This is a genomic window from Maricurvus nonylphenolicus, from assembly GCF_042854845.1.
GTDB classification, from domain to species: Bacteria; Pseudomonadota; Gammaproteobacteria; order Pseudomonadales; family Cellvibrionaceae; genus Maricurvus; species Maricurvus nonylphenolicus.
In genome coordinates, this window is record NZ_AP031498.1 from 3,039,496 (window position 1) to 3,056,169 (window position 16,674).

The 16,674-nt window shown below is 49.3% G+C and carries 15 protein-coding genes, 1 tRNA gene and 1 pseudogene; 6 read left to right on the forward strand and 11 right to left on the reverse strand.

Annotated features, from left to right (window positions below; genetic code table 11):
• The first annotated feature begins 1 nt into the window (after position 1).
• Together ACGHZ6_RS13300 and ACGHZ6_RS13305 are read left to right on the forward strand one after the other, a co-directional pair.
• A complete protein-coding gene (locus tag ACGHZ6_RS13300) occupies positions 2 to 1,012 on the forward strand; it encodes an alpha/beta hydrolase (RefSeq protein ID WP_390614451.1) in 1,011 nt (336 codons plus the stop codon).
• A 60-nt stretch (positions 1,013 to 1,072) separates the two neighbouring features.
• A complete protein-coding gene (locus tag ACGHZ6_RS13305) occupies positions 1,073 to 2,785 on the forward strand; it encodes a class I adenylate-forming enzyme family protein (protein WP_390614452.1) in 1,713 nt (570 codons plus the stop codon).
• A gap of 111 nt (positions 2,786 to 2,896) precedes the next feature.
• Here the strand turns inward: ACGHZ6_RS13305 and ACGHZ6_RS13310 are convergent, their stop codons facing one another.
• On the reverse strand, positions 2,897 to 3,694 hold the full coding sequence (locus tag ACGHZ6_RS13310; RefSeq protein WP_390614453.1) for a type 1 glutamine amidotransferase domain-containing protein: 798 nt from the start codon (positions 3,692 to 3,694) through the stop codon (positions 2,897 to 2,899).
• Between the two features lie 28 nt (positions 3,695 to 3,722).
• A complete protein-coding gene (locus ACGHZ6_RS13315; protein ID WP_390614454.1) occupies positions 3,723 to 4,781 on the reverse strand; it encodes a glutathione S-transferase family protein in 1,059 nt (352 codons plus the stop codon).
• A gap of 473 nt (positions 4,782 to 5,254) precedes the next feature.
• Here ACGHZ6_RS13315 and ACGHZ6_RS13320 point away from each other — a divergent pair.
• Both ACGHZ6_RS13320 and ACGHZ6_RS13325 read left to right on the forward strand, forming a co-directional pair.
• A tRNA-Pro gene (locus tag ACGHZ6_RS13320) sits at positions 5,255 to 5,331 on the forward strand.
• A 357-nt stretch (positions 5,332 to 5,688) separates the two neighbouring features.
• Complete coding sequence (locus tag ACGHZ6_RS13325; RefSeq protein WP_390614455.1) at positions 5,689 to 6,063, forward strand: hypothetical protein; 375 nt, start codon at positions 5,689 to 5,691, stop codon at positions 6,061 to 6,063.
• A 123-nt stretch (positions 6,064 to 6,186) separates the two neighbouring features.
• On the opposite strand, the gene ACGHZ6_RS13330 is transcribed toward ACGHZ6_RS13325, so the two are convergent.
• Complete coding sequence (locus ACGHZ6_RS13330) at positions 6,187 to 6,912, reverse strand: SDR family oxidoreductase (protein ID WP_390614456.1); 726 nt, start codon at positions 6,910 to 6,912, stop codon at positions 6,187 to 6,189.
• 163 nt (positions 6,913 to 7,075) lie between these two features.
• Between ACGHZ6_RS13330 and cysK the strand changes: the two are divergent.
• Together cysK and ACGHZ6_RS13340 are read left to right on the forward strand one after the other, a co-directional pair.
• A pseudogene (gene cysK, locus ACGHZ6_RS13335) lies at positions 7,076 to 8,101 on the forward strand (cysteine synthase A); the annotation flags it as partial.
• Positions 8,102 to 8,185: 84 nt separating this feature from the next.
• Positions 8,186 to 8,548 (forward strand): glutaredoxin domain-containing protein, encoded by a 363-nt coding sequence (locus ACGHZ6_RS13340; protein WP_390619165.1) that lies wholly within the window; start codon positions 8,186 to 8,188, stop codon positions 8,546 to 8,548.
• Between the two features lie 72 nt (positions 8,549 to 8,620).
• Here the strand turns inward: ACGHZ6_RS13340 and ACGHZ6_RS13345 are convergent, their stop codons facing one another.
• The 8 genes from ACGHZ6_RS13345 to thrS all read right to left on the reverse strand — a co-directional run bounded on the left by ACGHZ6_RS13345 (position 8,621) and on the right by thrS (position 16,464).
• Positions 8,621 to 8,980 (reverse strand): MerR family transcriptional regulator, encoded by a 360-nt coding sequence (locus ACGHZ6_RS13345; RefSeq protein ID WP_390614457.1) that lies wholly within the window; start codon positions 8,978 to 8,980, stop codon positions 8,621 to 8,623.
• Positions 8,958 to 9,266, reverse strand: coding sequence for an integration host factor subunit alpha (gene ihfA / locus ACGHZ6_RS13350; protein WP_390614458.1), 309 nt, complete (start codon positions 9,264 to 9,266; stop codon positions 8,958 to 8,960). The genes ACGHZ6_RS13345 and ihfA overlap by 23 nt, the downstream gene beginning before the upstream one ends.
• 122 nt (positions 9,267 to 9,388) lie before the next feature.
• A complete protein-coding gene (gene pheT / locus ACGHZ6_RS13355) occupies positions 9,389 to 11,788 on the reverse strand; it encodes a phenylalanine--tRNA ligase subunit beta (protein ID WP_390614459.1) in 2,400 nt (799 codons plus the stop codon).
• A gap of 99 nt (positions 11,789 to 11,887) precedes the next feature.
• Positions 11,888 to 12,874 (reverse strand): phenylalanine--tRNA ligase subunit alpha, encoded by a 987-nt coding sequence (gene pheS, locus ACGHZ6_RS13360; protein ID WP_390614460.1) that lies wholly within the window; start codon positions 12,872 to 12,874, stop codon positions 11,888 to 11,890.
• A 227-nt stretch (positions 12,875 to 13,101) separates the two neighbouring features.
• A complete protein-coding gene (gene rplT, locus ACGHZ6_RS13365; RefSeq protein WP_390614461.1) occupies positions 13,102 to 13,458 on the reverse strand; it encodes a 50S ribosomal protein L20 in 357 nt (118 codons plus the stop codon).
• A gap of 38 nt (positions 13,459 to 13,496) precedes the next feature.
• Positions 13,497 to 13,691, reverse strand: coding sequence for a 50S ribosomal protein L35 (gene rpmI, locus ACGHZ6_RS13370; protein ID WP_390614462.1), 195 nt, complete (start codon positions 13,689 to 13,691; stop codon positions 13,497 to 13,499).
• A gap of 175 nt (positions 13,692 to 13,866) precedes the next feature.
• Complete coding sequence (gene infC / locus ACGHZ6_RS13375; RefSeq protein ID WP_390614463.1) at positions 13,867 to 14,457, reverse strand: translation initiation factor IF-3; 591 nt, start codon at positions 14,455 to 14,457, stop codon at positions 13,867 to 13,869.
• A gap of 72 nt (positions 14,458 to 14,529) precedes the next feature.
• On the reverse strand, positions 14,530 to 16,464 hold the full coding sequence (gene thrS, locus ACGHZ6_RS13380; RefSeq protein WP_390614464.1) for a threonine--tRNA ligase: 1,935 nt from the start codon (positions 16,462 to 16,464) through the stop codon (positions 14,530 to 14,532).
• Positions 16,465 to 16,674: the final 210 nt, after the last annotated feature.

Genomic DNA, 16,674 nt, shown 5'->3' on the forward strand with positions numbered 1-16,674 from the left:
CATGTACATACTTATCTCCCTAGCAGTCTTCGTTTTAGTAATACTCGGACTTAGGTTGGCTCTACTATATGTCCGCTGGCCAAAAACTCATACAGAAGAATTCAAGGGAACTATCCTTCAATTAGGCCACAATCTTGCCTGCTTACCGGACCGTTCACATTTAGATGCCGAGCTCGTTAAACAAAAAACGATCATCTGCTTCCCGGGTTTTTTGGAAGATATGCGCTATTTTTTAGCGCTCTACCACAATACACCTGCACGCCTGATTATCATTAACAATGCCAACTATCATAACCCCTTTTCTGTGACTTCCAGCACTTGTCCAGACTGGTTTACCCCCCCACCCTACACACCTGGAACCATCGCTCATGATGCACACTGTGTTAACCAGGTGATTGAGCATATGACTTATGGCGAAAACACTGTAATACACGGCCACTCGAGAGGAGGTGCAGTGGTACTGGAAACAGGCAATCAGCAACCCCAACGGACCAAACAATTGGAAGCCATCCTGGAAGCTGCCGTGGTCCCCAAGGGAAAAATGGCTGGTAATATGGAAAAGAAGCTACAACCTGTCGGCTTCTTTTTGTTTCCATTTCTCATTGCGTTGATGCGATATATACCTAAGGCAACCATGCTGAAATCACCTACTATGTGGACCAGCAGCCGCATTAAAGAAGAGCTCTTTCTCTACCTTCCCCTTGCCCCCAAACAGTACCGCACCGCCTTAACCAGCGGCAAAGATATTATTCAATGGCAAGCCAAAACCGGCTATGAGAGCTATGAAAACTTTAACAAGGTAACCCTGTTTGCAGGTGAAAGAGATAGTGTTTTATGGCGTAAGGCGATGATCAATAGTGCATCCAATTCAGCCAAAGTAGAGATTATTGAAACCCAGGGTACCGATCATTTTATCAGTCTCGAAAAACCAGATTGCATCAGAGATTATTTTAAGACTGACAAGCATTCAAATGCATCTCCTGCCACTGAAAAGACAACGGAGGCAGTGTAAGTAACTGCCTCACGCTCAGAAAATTTCCGCAATACACAATCAAACGTTGGTCGTAAAACTATGTCTAACAACAAAGAATTATTTCCCAAACTTAAAGAAATCACTGCCGCCATGACTTCGAAAGGAGAAATGTTTGAGATCTCCACTACCGAAATAGCTGGCATGCCACTAAAATTCTGGGTAAATGCCCCAGGCTCACTTAGAGATCTTTGGCTAAGCACTGCAGTTCATGCTGATAAAGATTATCTGGTTTTCCAGGATGAACGCTGGACTTATGCTGAAGCCCACCAACAAGTGGCCAAGATTGCTAACTGGCTGGTAAGTAACGGCATCAAGCAACATGATCGTGTAGCCATCGCGATGCGTAACTACCCGGAATGGATGCTTGCTTACTGGGCGACAATTTGTATTGGCGCCGTTCCCGTAGGCATGAATGCTTGGTGGGTTGCCGATGAACTAGCATTTGGCCTAATAGACTCTAATGCAAAACTACTAATCTGCGATAAGGAACGACTGGAACGCTTTTGCCAGATTCGCGAAGAACTTCCTAAGCTAGCCGTTGTTACCGTTCGTGTAGAAAACCCTCCGTCATGGACGAAAGACTGGGGCACAATGCTGGATATTGAACCAAACATGCCCGAAGTGAGCATTCATCCTGATGATGATGCCTGCATCTTTTATACCTCAGGTACGACGGGCACACCTAAAGGCGCCCAACTTACCCATCGAGGATGTAGCAACCAAGTGTTTAGCGCACTATTCACCCGAGTCTGCCAGCAAACCTCTCAGGCCATCCTCAACGACCAACCACTACCCAACCCTGAAGAAGATGCTCCACCAGCCGGAATTGTCGCCACCCCGCTATTTCATGTTACCGCCAATAACAGCATGGCCCATGGCATTACAGCCTCCGGAGGAAAACTGGTGCACATGTATAAGTGGGATGCCGGAGAAGCGCTGCGCATTATCGAACAAGAAGGCATTACAACCTTTACTGGCGTTCCCACCATGTGCAGAGAGATAATAAACCACCCAAGCTTTGCACAATACAATACCAGCACCCTATCAGCCCTTGCAGGCGGTGGCGCTGCCGTACAAACCGACATCATTAACAAGATTGAACAGCAAGGGGACATCATGCCAGCACAGGGTTACGGCATGACCGAAACCTCAGGCATGGTGTGTGGCAGCTATGGCGGCTATTTAACAGAAAAGCCAAATAGTGCAGGAGTTGTGTCACCGATACTTGACATCAAGTGCATTGACGACGATGGCAATGATTTACCAGCAGGCGAAACCGGGGAGATTTGCATACGCGGCCCTCAAGTTATTAAAGGTTATTTGAACCGCACTAAAGCCACCGTTGAAACCATTAGTGACGGCTGGCTACATACTGGAGATATAGGCTACCTGGATCAGGACAACTCCTTATATCTGGTAGACAGAGCTAAAGACATGGTTTTGCGCGGCGGAGAAAATGTATACTGCTCTGAAGTAGAAGAGGCAATCCACCAGATGGAAGGCATCGCAGAATGTTGTGTATTCTCCGTTCCTGATGATCGCTTGGGCGAAGAAGTCGGTGTAGCGATATTTCCTTCACCATCCACCCCTATCTCTGCTGGGGCCGTTAGGGACCTCTGCCAAACTAAAATGGCCGCCTATAAAGTGCCTCGTTACATATGGATTTTACCAACGCCCCTACCCCGTAACGCCAGTGGAAAATTTGTTAAAAGCGAATTACAGAAATCCCTGCTCACCTCAGAAGCATCGTAACGTAATTAGATATCCCAGTATTTTCTAATAATTCTGACCATTCCACCCACACAAAAAAGCCCCTGACCTCCAAATCAAGTGAGGCAGGGGCTATGCTAAGCGTAACGTAAGCTATGCAGAAAGCTTATGCAGCAACATCAAAGCCCGATCCGAAGCTTCAACACCACCTTTTTGATTTTGGCCCGTTACAATCCGGTGCTGCTCATCAACTTCAACGTGGTCGTTGAAAAACTCAACTAAACCTTTGCTATTACATTTAAAATCAGCACCCTCACGGCGCAACTCGGTTTCTGGATGCTTAGGGGTGAGACCGATACCCAGTTGCTTGACTTGGCGATCGGTCACGGCTGTCATTTTCACACCTTCAACCAGCGGGCTACCATCGGGCTTAACAGCACCTATAAACCCTAAGCCACCATGACAAATGCCGCCCAGAATTTTTCCAGCCTCGTAGGCCTCGCTCACTTTTTTACTAAGAACAGACGACTGAGCCAGATCATAGGCAGCTCCCCAGCCTCCAGCCATCATGATAATATCGTAATCACGAAAGTCGAGATCATCAATTTTGAGCGAGTTTTTCACTTTACGCTGAGCAAGGGGATCCATGATATAACGCTTATCATACTCAGTCCGTAAGGGAATATTCAGTGACCCAGGTTCGATAGGAATCTCTCCCCCCTGAATGCTCGCAATATCAACATCCATCCCAGCATCTAGAAATACATAGTATGGATCCGTCATCTCCGACGCATAAACCCCTGTTGGTTTGCCTTTTTTGATAACGGTACCACTGTCGGGATCAAGCTTATCCAGGCTGCCGTGACTGGTGGTGATAACCAAGGCTCTACAGCATTTAAGGTCTAGCGTATTTGATGGTTTATATTTAGATTTAAAAGGAAGTAAACTCATTTCCAGCCTCAGAATAGATTTTCAGAATTTATTGATTACCCAGCAGCAGAGGTTCGCAACCGGTTCCGGCAAGGAAGTTTTCTACTATTTTCTGATCTTCGGCAGATAACGCCTGGAACTCTTCTCGGATCCACTTCAGACACTTACCTTGATAAGGGAAGCTTTGTTGAGTCCAAACACATCCGTCGATCTCTGTTTGCCACTCTTTATCCCCTGCCGCTATAGCTTTTGCATTAGCTAACAGTGCAGGAACATAAGTACGGCCCACTTCTTCAAATATTGCCTTTAAAGACTCAGGAAGAGCCTCTTTTTGCAGCCAACCGCTTTCTTCTGGCTCTAGGCCGCACAGGTCATACATTGATAAAACCCAGGCAACTGTTCGGGAAGATAAATCATGCGTGATAGCCCTAGGCGTTGGATCAACCCCAACCAATTGGGTAAGCTGCCCAAACAATGCGAAATCTGAAGACCCTGGACGTGAACCCAGCAGGTAAGGAGAGGTCTGGTAATGCTTATCGAGCAATGTCACTATTCTGCGATAGCTGGCATCGATAATTGGTGCTGTAGTATCGTTAGAGCCGACAAATTTAAGCCTTTCGATCTGACGCTGACTAAAGAAGTCATTAAACTGCTGAAGCGTCTCATCTGACTGAGTAATGTCAATGCCCGCCGAGAGTATCCGCCCAGCATTAAGAGCGTCCTGCTCGTAATACCAGCGATAGTGAAACATGCACTTGGTAAACCACTCGTCAGCGAAATCCTCAAGCACAAAGTTTAAAAATGCCAGTACAGGATCAGCGGGCACCACTGAACGATCAGACTTTTCACCTTCCAGGCGATGAATAATAGGCGTCGAGTCACAAACCGCTACCAACTTACCCTCATCATTTGGCAGCAAAACAGTCGGCATAAATGCAATTTTGGGTTTTTCGATACCCATAGCATCTAAAGTCGTCGCTGGATCCCCCCACATAATTCGATATGGGATATGACGATAACGCAACAGCGCCACCATTTTCTGGGTGTATGGTGAACCTGTAGCTCCGATTAGCTGAATAGGATCATTGATAGAGCTAGACGCAGTCATGCTTGTCTCCTGTGTTTATTTGACACTAATGCAACAATTAGCGTCTCACAGTCTCAAAGCACCTACATTGTCCCAATCCTATTGAAAGCTTCTCAATTTGGTCATAGCCAGCCGGTAAGCAGAAGCCATAACTTATATCGGACGACCACACTGAATACTGTCAAAGTAAATACCCTACGGCGCACCAGAACAATTTGAGTGGAAAACAGCGCATATCAGCTCTGAACTAGTAATGGCTCTATGGTTATATAATCACAGAGAAAAGGATATAACAGCCAATATACTGACCCTTATAGATTGAAATCTAAGATAATAGCTAATTATTCAGCCAATAAATCTAGGCAAGACTTAAAAAACAAGTAGCGTAACCTTAGACCCCTTGCATTAACACCCAGTTCGGGTATTATGCAGCGCACTTGATAGCTCTGTTTCCCCCTTAAAATCAACAGCTTAGAAAACTATCAAGCAGCCAGCGGAGTGTAGCGCAGCCTGGTAGCGCACCATACTGGGGGTGTGGTGGTCGTCGGTTCAAATCCGGCCACTCCGACCATATAAAGCATCATTAAAGCCGCTAAAGCCAAACGCTTTGAGCGGCTTTTTTGTTTGTAAAACCGAAGCCCATTTCACGCTCAACCCGAAAACTAAGCCAAAGTAGATGCAGTTATAGAGCCGCCATCCCTATAGCCATTTTTCCCTTTGAGCCTTTAAAAGGTTTCTAGGCTTATAGGTGAAAAGCCTGCTAGATAAATAGAGGTGCACACATGAGCTGTAAACGTCATCTAGAAAAACTCAATTCAGCAGAAAAGAGAAATACGATCTATATCAATCCTACCCTCGCAAAAAACCAATAAACTGCACCACATCTCAATGACTAACGCCCCACAAAACTACAATCAGGACTCCAGCTTTGAATAAATCACACTATTTCTACCGCACTGCAGTCTATTGTGAAAATGGCGGCCAACCCGCCCTTTGTGATATTCACAACCTGGCACATATCACCCCTCTGGAACCCTGGTTTGGCGTAGTCATCCCCCTCGCTGACGGCCAACACACACTGGGGGAGATGCTACAAAATATTAGCCAGCGCTATCAGGGCAACCCTCCAGATAATTTGGAACAAACACTGGCATCTGTTATAGAAAGGCTGATTGAAGGCAAACTATTGGTAACCACATCTGAGCCTGTGACTCTGCCGTACTATTTAGCCCACCCAGTGGAAATGCTGGATATCAAAAAAGCTAAACAGCTCATGGCTGAAGACGGGTTAACACAGCAGTAATTAACCCATGCTCACCCTTAGTAGAATTCAGCGGCTGCGCTCCACACCACATTAAACATGCCAAATATAGAGAAACATTCCTGTTGCGACCCCTGCCACCATCACCACAGCCCCACATCAAACTTAGCTTATCGTCCCCTTACACTCCAATACGATCTCTTTTACTTTTGCCGCGGGAGACATTTCCAGGAGCCAGCTAATGGTCTTCATAATATCTTCTGGCTGAATCATATCTTCATCAGCGAAAGGTGTTCCAACCTCTTGTGCCATATCAGTATTAACCCAGCCTGGACAGATAGCCGTGACAGAAATACCTTCACCTGAAAGCTCTCGAAAAAGTGAATCATTAAGTCCAATCAAAGCTGATTTGGCAGCTCCATATGCGCCCATCCCTGCAAAACAGGTTTTTCCCAACTGTGAAGCAATATTAAAAATATAGCCTGAACCTTGCGCTCTCATTATTGGAACAATTTCTTTCAATAACGCAAACGGAGAAAATAAATTGGAGTAAGATGCACGCTCAAACTCTGAAATAGAAACATCTAACGACCCGGTGACAGCAAGGCCAGCATTGTTAACTAAAACATCCACCCTCCCTACCTGCTGAATAACCTCCTTTACAAAGCCTTCAATCTTTTCAAGTTCAGTCAGATCAAGCGGAAACACTATGGGAGAAAGAGACGAATCGCTTATGTACTTTTCATTTATCTCATTTGCTACATCCAGCAGCGATGTCTCACTTCTTGCTACCAATATTGTTTGGTAACCATTCTGTGCGAGGCCAATAGCACACGCCCGGCCTATTCCTCTGCTTGCCCCTGTGATAATAGCAACTGGGTATTGTTCCATTTTTTTATTCCCCGTAGTTAATTCCAAGTTATATTATCAGAAAGCCATTAAAGCCAAACGCTTTAAGAGGTTCTTTGCCCCCTCAAAGCCTTTACTCAGCTATAAACCAGCTAAACTTAAAGAAGCATTCCTGTTGTAGCTTCTGCTGCTGGTGAGGTACCCCATGGCCAGATATAACAGCATTCTCGAAACCGTTGGTAATACCCCCTGCGTTAAACTCCACCGGCTTGCGCCGAAAGATATTGAGCTTTACGTGAAGATCGAAGCCTTTAACCCGATGGGCTCGGTGAAGGATCGCCTGGCGATGGGCGTGATTGAAGATGCCGAGCGGCGCGGCACTTTAAAGCCCGGGCAAACCGTAATTGAAGCCACCAGTGGCAATACCGGTATTGGTTTGGCGATGGTATGTGCACATAAGGGCTACCCACTGGTGGTAACCATGGCGGAAAACTTCAGTGTTGAGCGGCGTAAGATGATGCGCTTTTTGGGCGCCAAGGTGGTTTTAACGCCGGCACACCATAAAGGTAGCGGCATGCTGAATAAGGCCATCGAGCTGGCAGAGACACATGGCTGGTTTTTGTGTCGGCAGTTTGAGAATGAGGCCAACGCCAATATTCATACCACCACAACTGCGCAAGAAATCCTCAGAGACTTTGCAGATGTGGGGTTGGATTACTGGGTTACTGGTTTTGGTACTGGCGGCACACTCAAAGGTGTGGCCAGGGAGCTGAGGGAAAAGAGCCCCAACACCCAGATTATTCTTTGCGAGCCGGATAACTCGGCATTAATCGCCAGCCCGGAACCACAAAGTTATCAGGATGACGGCAGCCCGGCGGCCAGCCACCCGGCTTTTCGGCCGCATTTGATGCAGGGGTGGACACCTGACTTTATTTCCAAACTGACCGGTGATGCGGTTAACGACAAACTGTTCGACCGCCTGATGGCCATTAAAGGCGATGATGCCCTCACCTGCTCCAAGCGGCTGGCGCAAGAGGAAGGTATTTTTGTGGGCATTTCCTCTGGGGCCACCCTGGCTGGCGCTATTGAAGTGGCCCGCGAAGCTGAGCCCGGTTCACGCATTTTATGTATGCTTCCGGATACCGGTGAGCGCTATCTTTCCACACCGCTGTTTGATGAAATCGATGTGGAAATGAATGACGAAGAACAGGAACTATCTCGCTCTACCCCGGGATATCGCTTCGACACGCCTTCAGGTGGCGCTCCTGCTGCTACGGTTGCTCCAAGCCAAGCCGCTAGAGACTTTCTGCAAAGCTTGCTGACTGACAAGCAGCAACCGGCAACCCTGTTTGCGCTGGAATGGTGTGAATTCTGCTGGACGCTGCGTAAGTTATTTACTCAGTGCGGCATTGAATTTCGTTCGGTGGATTTGGATTCTGCCGAGAACCAGAAAGACAATTGGGGTGGACAGGTACGTGCGGCACTTACTGAGCACAGTGGCTGCGCAACCATTCCGCAGGTATTTATCGGTGGGAAGTTTATTGGTGGCTGCAGTGACACGCTGGCCGGTTTTAAAACCGGCCAACTGCAGGAGCAGCTTGCACGTGCCGGAGTTAGCTTTACAGAACCTGAGGGGCTGGATCCCTATAGCCTGCTACCCAAGTGGGTAGGCAAATAACCATTAATAAATCGCAGAAACTAAAAAGGCCGCTATCGAGCGGCCTTTTATTTGAATGTAGAGTCAAGCTGCTTAGTGGGTATCCAATACCACCAACACATCTTCCAACTCTTTTATCATCTGATTGATCAGCTGCTGGAACTGGCTGGCATCCTGCTGGGCACCCTCACCACTCATTTGCTGGCGGGCACCACCAATGGTGAAGCCTTGGTCGTACAACAGCGCGCGAATTTGGCGGATGGTCAGTACGTCCTGGCGCTGGTAGTAGCGGCGATTACCGCGGCGCTTGACGGGCTTTAGCTGGGGGAATTCCTGCTCCCAGTAGCGCAGTACGTGGGGTTTAACCGCACACAGCTCACTGACCTCACCGATGGTGAAATAACGTTTACCGGGAATTACCGGCAGTTCGTCATTGTTCGTTGGTTCCAGCATGCGCTTCTACTCGTGCCTTGAGTTTTTGTCCTGGTCGGAATGTTACCACCCTCCGGGCGGTAATGGGGATTTCTTCGCCGGTTTTGGGATTCCGTCCCGGTCGCTGGCTTTTGTCGCGTAAATCGAAGTTACCAAACCCGGAGAGCTTAACTTGCTCGTTACCCTCCAGGGAGTGGCGAATTTCTTCGAAAAATAGCTCAACGAGCTCTTTGGCTTCACGCTTGTTGAAACCGAGCTCTTCGTACAGCTTTTCTGCCAGATCCGCTTTGGTTAGCGCCCCTGTCATTTGTCGTCCTCACTCACCTGCTGCTTTTACGCCCAGACGCCGAGAACTCCTTTACCGCAAGCTGTCGCTGCTTTCTTTAATAGAGCGACAAACCGACGGATCAACAAGAGCACTCACAAACCTTACCGCAGCGAGGCGTTAAAAGCATCCTCCAGAGCTTTAACCACAACATCCATGGAGGTGTTGATTTCATCCTCTGTAAGAGTGCGGGAAGGATGCTGAAAGGTCAACCCCAAAGCGACACTTTTTCTTTGTGAATCAATACCTTTGCCCACATATACGTCAAATACCTTTAGCTCCTCAAGGTAAGTGCCGGCTGCCTCTTTGGCGGCATTTTGCAGGTCAGTAACCGCTACGGATTGATCAACAATCACGGCGATATCGCGACGCACTTCCGGGAATTTTGACAGCGGATTAAAGGCCGGGATTTTGGCTTCCAGCAATGCAGACTGCTCGATTTCGAATACGAAGGTCGCACCGGACAGGCCCAGTTGCTGCTGCAGCTGCGGGTGCAAGGCACCGACATAACCCACTTTTTCGCCGTTTTTGAAAATTTCAGCGGTTTGTCCCGGGTGCAGCGCGGAGTGCTTACCAGCGGCAAAGCTAAAGGCATCAGTCTGGCCAGTTAAAGCGATCAGGGCTTCAACATCGGCTTTGATGTCGTAGAAGTCGACATTCTGCGCCTTACCGTGCCAGGACTCATCATTCAGACCACCATAAACCACACCGGCAACCATCGGGGTTTGTACCAGCTTGGCTACAGTTGCGTCTTCAGAAACAAAACGCAGACCAGTTTCGAACAAGCGAACACGGCTTTGCTGACGATTCAGGTTGTACTTGAGCGCAGATACCAAACCTGGCCACAGGCTGGTACGCATTACACCCATATCGGCACTGATGGGGTTTTGCAGGGGTACAGGCTGAGCGGCTGGCTCAAACTGCTTTAACAGGCCTTCATCCACGAAGCTGTAGCAGATGGCTTCTTCGTAGCCACGGGTTACCAGGTTGCTGCGCAGCTGGCCCAGTTCCAGGGTAGACTCGTCATCGGTTTGGATGTGCTGAGGCACTGCCATGGTAGTAACCGGCAGGTTGTTGTAACCGTAGACACGGGCCAACTCTTCCAGCAGATCTTCTTCGATGCTGATATCGAAGCGGTAGCTAGGTACAGCGAAGGTCCAACCGGTATCGGTGGTTTCCAGGGTTTCCAGGCCCAGACGGTTGAGGATATCAAGCACTTCCTCATCTGCCATATCGAAACCCAGGCCTTTAAGGATACGCTCGCGGCGCAGGCTTACCTTACGATCACTTGGTACATGCTCGTTTTCTTTAACAACCACAGGGCCAGGCTGGCCGCCAACGATATCGATCAACAGCTGGGTGGCGCGCTCAATGGCGGCTTCCTGCAACTGGAAATCAACGCCACGCTCAAAGCGGTGGGAAGAGTCGGTATGCAGACCGTAACTGCGGGCACGGCCAGAGATGGCGATGGGATCGAAGAAGGCGCTTTCCAGCAAGATATCCTGAGTTTTATCAGTTACTGCCGTGGCCTCCCCCCCCATAATACCGGCCATAGCTACCGCTTTAACACTGTCGGCAATGACCATGGTCTCGGTGTTTAATTCGACTTCCTGGCCATCGAGTAGAGTCAGCTTCTCCCCTGCTTCAGCCATACGTGCCTGCACACCGCCTTCCAGGGTGTTCAGGTCGAAGGCGTGCATTGGCTGACCTTGCTCCAGCAGCACGTAGTTGGTGACATCAACCACTGCATCAATGGAACGAATACCGGCACGACGCAGGCGCTCTACCATCCACAGAGGCGCAGGTTTGGACACATCCACACCACGAATAACACGGCCGGCATAGCGGGCGCAGGCAGCGCCAGCGTTTAGCTCTACCGCTACGGTATCATCAATAACGGGGGCAACAGGCTCGATCGCTGGCTCGGTGACTGGTAAGCGATTCAATACGCCTACATCGCGAGCAATGCCCTTCATGCTCAGGCAGTCACTGCGGTTAGGGGTCAGGTCTACTTCAATGCAGTTGTCGTCGAGCTTCAGGTATTCACGCAGATCAGCACCCAGAGGCGCATCAGCAGCCAGCTCGAACAGGCCGGAATCGTCTTCGCCAACTTCCAGCTCGGTTTGGCCACAGAGCATGCCGAAGGACTCAACGCCACGCAGTTTGGCTTTTTTGATTTTGAACGGCTTGCCATCAGCACCTGGTGGCAATACCGCACCTACGGTGGCGAACGGGATTTTAATGCCTACACGGGCGTTGGGCGCACCGCACACAACTTGCAGCACTTCGTCGCCATTGCCGGCGACCTGACATACACGCAGCTTGTCGGCATCGGGATGCTGTTCGCAACCAACGATTTCACCAACTACGACACCACTAAATTCACCGGCAACACCGTCGACAGCGTCCACTTCCAAGCCGGCCATGGTAATTTGCTCAACCAAATCAGCGGTTGGTAATTCGGGGTTAACCCATTCGCGTAACCAAGATTCACTCAGTTTCATTGTAATTTTTCACTTCCGTTGGGTTGCCCATTCACTACTTTACAGGCAACGCACATTAATCAATTCGGTTCTGTTTCTGCAATTTAAGATGCGTCAGGTTTAGAACTGCTTCAGGAATTTCAAATCGTTCTCGAAGAACATACGCAGGTCATTAACGCCGTAGCGCAGCATGGCCAGACGCTCTACGCCCAGACCAAAGGCAAAGCCGGTGTATTTTTCCGGATCTACACCAGAGGCTTTCAGTACGTTCGGGTGAACCATGCCGCAGCCACCCACTTCCAACCAACCGGTTTTGCTGGATTCCCACTGAATATCAAACTCAGCGGAAGGCTCGGTGAACGGGAAGAAAGACGGACGGAAGCGCACTTCCAGATCGCGTTCGAAAAATGCCTGCAGGAACTGAATGATGGTGCCCTTCAGGTCGGCGAAGCTAACGTCCTTATCAATCACCAGGCCTTCTACCTGGTGAAACATCGGCGTATGGGTTAAATCGGAATCACAGCGGTATACGCGGCCCGGGCAAATAATATGAATGGGCGGTTCCTGATTTTCCATGGTGCGCACCTGTACCGGCGAGGTGTGAGTACGCAGCACATTGTCGTCATCAATGTAGAAGGTATCGTGCATGGCACGAGCCGGGTGATGGGCCGGAATATTCAGGGCATCGAAGTTGTGGTAGTTATCTTCGATTTCCGGACCCTGCTCTACCTTGTAACCGACGGCAGCAAAGATATTTTCGATGCGATCCAGGGTACGGGTAACCGGGTGCAGGCCACCGTTGGTTTGGCCGCGACCAGACAGGGTGACATCGATGGTTTCTGAAGCCAGCTTGGCATCAATAGCCGCCTGCTCCATGGCCGTTTTACGGGCGGTAATTTGTTCCTGCACCTGCTGCTTGGCTTTGTTAATTTCTGCACCAGCCGCTGGACGCTCTTCGGCGGACAACTTACCCAGGCCTTTCAGCAAGGCAGTGATTTGGCCTTTTTTACCCAGATACTCAACACGAACATGGTCCAGTGCCGCCAGATCTTCGGCGTCACTGACCAGCTTGAGCGCTTCTTCAGTCAGCGCTACCAGGTTTTCCATTCAACTTACTCCAAAGAGATCAATCTGTAGTCATTACAGATCTGCTATCGATTTCTTTACGTCATTCTTGCTAGAACAGGAACTCAGTGTCTTTAACGATATGGATTCCCATTTTCACGGGAATGGCAAAACAAAACTTTAATGACTACAGACTTAACAACAAAAAAGGGAAGAAGCCTACAGCCCCTTCCCCTTTCGAGTTTTATTGCGCGTTCACACAGTAAAACTTAAGCCAGAGCTGCTTTAGCCTTTTCGACAACAGCAGCAAACGCAACTTTATCGTGTACAGCCAGGTCGGCCAGAACACGACGGTCCAGTGCGATATCAGCTTTTTTCAGGCCGGCGATCAGCTTGCTGTAGCTCAAACCTTCAGCGCGAGATTGCGCGTTGATACGAGTGATCCACAGGGCACGGAAGTTACGCTTCTTAACCTTACGGTCGCGGTAAGCGTACTGACCAGCTTTGATTACAGCTTGCTTAGCTACGCGGAAGATGCGAGAACGCGCTCCGTAGTAACCTTTAGCTTGCTTTAAGACTTTCTTATGACGACGACGCGCCTCTACACCACGTTTTACACGAGCCATTACTATATCCTCTTAAAAATGATACTGGGTTGGCCCAATTACTTGGCGCGCAACATACGATCGATCAGTACTACATCGCTCTTATCAACGATGTTGGTACCGCGCAGCTGACGCTTACGCTTGGTCGTCATTTTGGTCAGGATATGGCTTTTATGAGCGCTTTTACGCTTATAACCCGCCGCGGTTTTTTTGAAGCGCTTGGCAGCGCCACTGTGTACTTTAGCTTTTGGCATGAGAATACTCTCGAGTGTTAAAGTTAAACAAAAAACACTAAATCAGAAATAACAAAAGCCATACTCACCTTTTGCCATTGGTGCCCTGCCTGCGCAGGAATGACAATCAGTTTTGTATGACTTCGCTTTCTTCTAAAGCGCCATCAATAAGTCATCTAGGCAGCTAAAAGCCCGATCACTTTCTCTTTTTGGGGGCAATTACCATAAGCAGCTGCCGACCTTCCATCTTCGGATACTGCTCAACGGTGCCAATCTCTTCAAGGTCGGTTTCGATGCGTTTCATCATCTCCATGCCGAGCTCCTGGTGAGCCATTTCACGGCCGCGGTAGCGGAGTGAAATCTTGACCTTGTCCCCATCTTCGAGGAATCGCGTTACATTACGTAACTTGATTTTGTAATCCCCGATATCCGTCCCTGGGCGAAACTTCATTTCTTTAATCTGCTGCTGCTTTTGCTTCTTCTTGGCAGCGGCTTTGGTCTTCTTGATATCAAACAAGTGCTTGCCGTAATCCATCACCTTACAGACAACGGGATCTGAATCCCCAGCAATCTGTACCAAATCCAGACTGGCAGCCTGAGCAACCTGCAATGCCTCTTCTAAAGGCACGATCCCAGCTTGCTCTCCATCTGCTCCGATCAAACGTACTTTATCAGCTTCAATTTGATCGTTAATGTTCGCCTTTTTAGCGCGACCCTTGGAATTATCTCGTTTGATGGTTCTTATCCTCTCAATATGGCCCTGTTTGAGCCCTTTATTGGTTGCCATCCCTTATTTGACTGGCAACCAACCCTAATCTAGCAACTAGTGTAGCCCTTTTGGGGCGATTTCATCCTAGTATTACTCAGAAGCTTCAGCCTCAATACGACCGTGATTGGCCACATCACCCTCCAAATGGGCAACAAAGCTATCGAGGGACATAGAACCCAGGTCTTCGGCTTTGCGGGTACGGACGTTAACCGTGCCGTTTTCCACCTCTTTATCGCCGACAACCACCAGGTAAGGAACCTTCTGAATTGTGTGCTCGCGGATTTTAAAGCCGATCTTCTCGTTTCTCAAGTCAGAAACCACTCGGAAGCCCTTGTTTCTTAAGGTTTCTTCCACTTTTTGCACATATTCGGCCTGATTATCCGTAATATTCATGATCACCACCTGTTCTGGCGCCAGCCAGGTGGGGAAAGCCCCCTCATAGTGCTCGATCAAAATACCGATAAAACGCTCAAATGAACCCAGAATTGCGCGGTGCAACATCACAGGAGTCTGACGAGAGCCATCTTCGGCCACAAACTGGGCATCCAGACGGCCCGGCATGGAGAAATCCACCTGAATAGTGCCACACTGCCATACACGGCCCAGGCAGTCTTTCAGGGAGAATTCGATCTTAGGCCCATAGAAGGCGCCCTCGCCCGGCAGATACTCAAAGGCCAGACCTTTGCTATCCAGGGCATCAGCCAGCGCTTTCTCAGCCTTATCCCAGTCAGCATCGCTACCTACACGCTGCTCAGGGCGGGTCGACAGACGGATAATCACGTCACTAAAGCCGAAATCCTCATACACGCTGTAGAGCAAATCGGTAAATACGGACACTTCTTCCTGAATCTGGTCTTCAGAACAGAAGATATGGGCATCATCCTGGGTAAAGCCACGCACACGCATAATGCCCTGCAGGGTACCTGAGGCCTCATTACGGTGACAGGAGCCAAACTCGGCCAAGCGCAGTGGCAGATCGCGGTAGCTCTTCAGGCCCTGGTTGAATACCTGGATATGACACGGACAGTTCATGGGCTTAACCGCATAGTCACGGGATTCGGACTCTACGGTAAACATGTTCTCGCGGAACTTGTCCCAATGGCCGGACTTCTCCCACAGGGTGCGATCAACAATCTGTGGCGTCTTAATCTCCTGATAGCCGTTATCGCGCTGTACGCGACGCATATATTCTTCTACGGCGGTGTAGATGGCCCAACCTTTCGGGTGCCAGAACACCATACCAGTGGCCTCTTCCTGCAAATGGAACAGGTCAAACTTCTTGCCCAGTTTACGGTGGTCACGCTTCACGGCCTCTTCCAGGAAGCGTAAGTGCGCCTTCAGAGCCTTCTTATCAGCAAAAGCAGTGCCGTAAACACGCTGCAGCATCTTGTTGTCGCTGTCGCCGCGCCAGTAGGCACCGGACACACGCATCAGCTTAAAGTGGTGACAGAACTTCATGTTAGGCACATGGGGGCCACGACACATGTCGATATATTCTTCATGATGGTACAGGCCTGGCTGATCATCCTTGGCAATATCGCGATCCAGGATTTCCATCTTGTAGCTCTCACCACGACTTTCGAAGGTATCGCGGGCTTCTTGCCAGCTCACCTTCTTCTTCACCACGTCGTAATTGGTCTTGGCCAGCTCCAGCATGCGCTTTTCAAGCTTCTCGACGTCTTCATCGGTCAACATATGGTCGAGATCGATATCGTAGTAGAAACCGTTTTCGATGGTGGGACCAATGGCCATTTTGGCGTCCGGGTACAGCTGCTTCAGCGCATGACCCAATAAGTGAGCACAGGAGTGGCGAATAATCTCCAGACCATCTTCATCTTTGGCGGTCAGGATTGACAGTTCGGCATCGTTTTCGATCATGTCGTGCGCATCAACGCGCTCGCCATTGACGCGGCCAGCAATGGTTGCCTTAGCCAAACCAGGGCCAATATCGGCAGCAACTTGCATGACAGAAACAGGGGCGTCGAATTCGCGTTGGGAACCGTCAGGGAGAGTAATAACAGGCATGGTGCGTCCTAATGTCAGTGGTGACCCTTACGAGAGGCCACGTGAGCTAAATCCAATATGGAAAAATCATCCTCAGCTCAACATATCGGCAGAAGCCGCTATTTGCCAAGCAGGGAAATTGAAAGGGAACGGATTATAAAGAAGTCCCTGGCGGCTAGCTACCTTCTCAGACAAATCAAGAGAGTAACCAGCCCCAGGCAAATACAGATA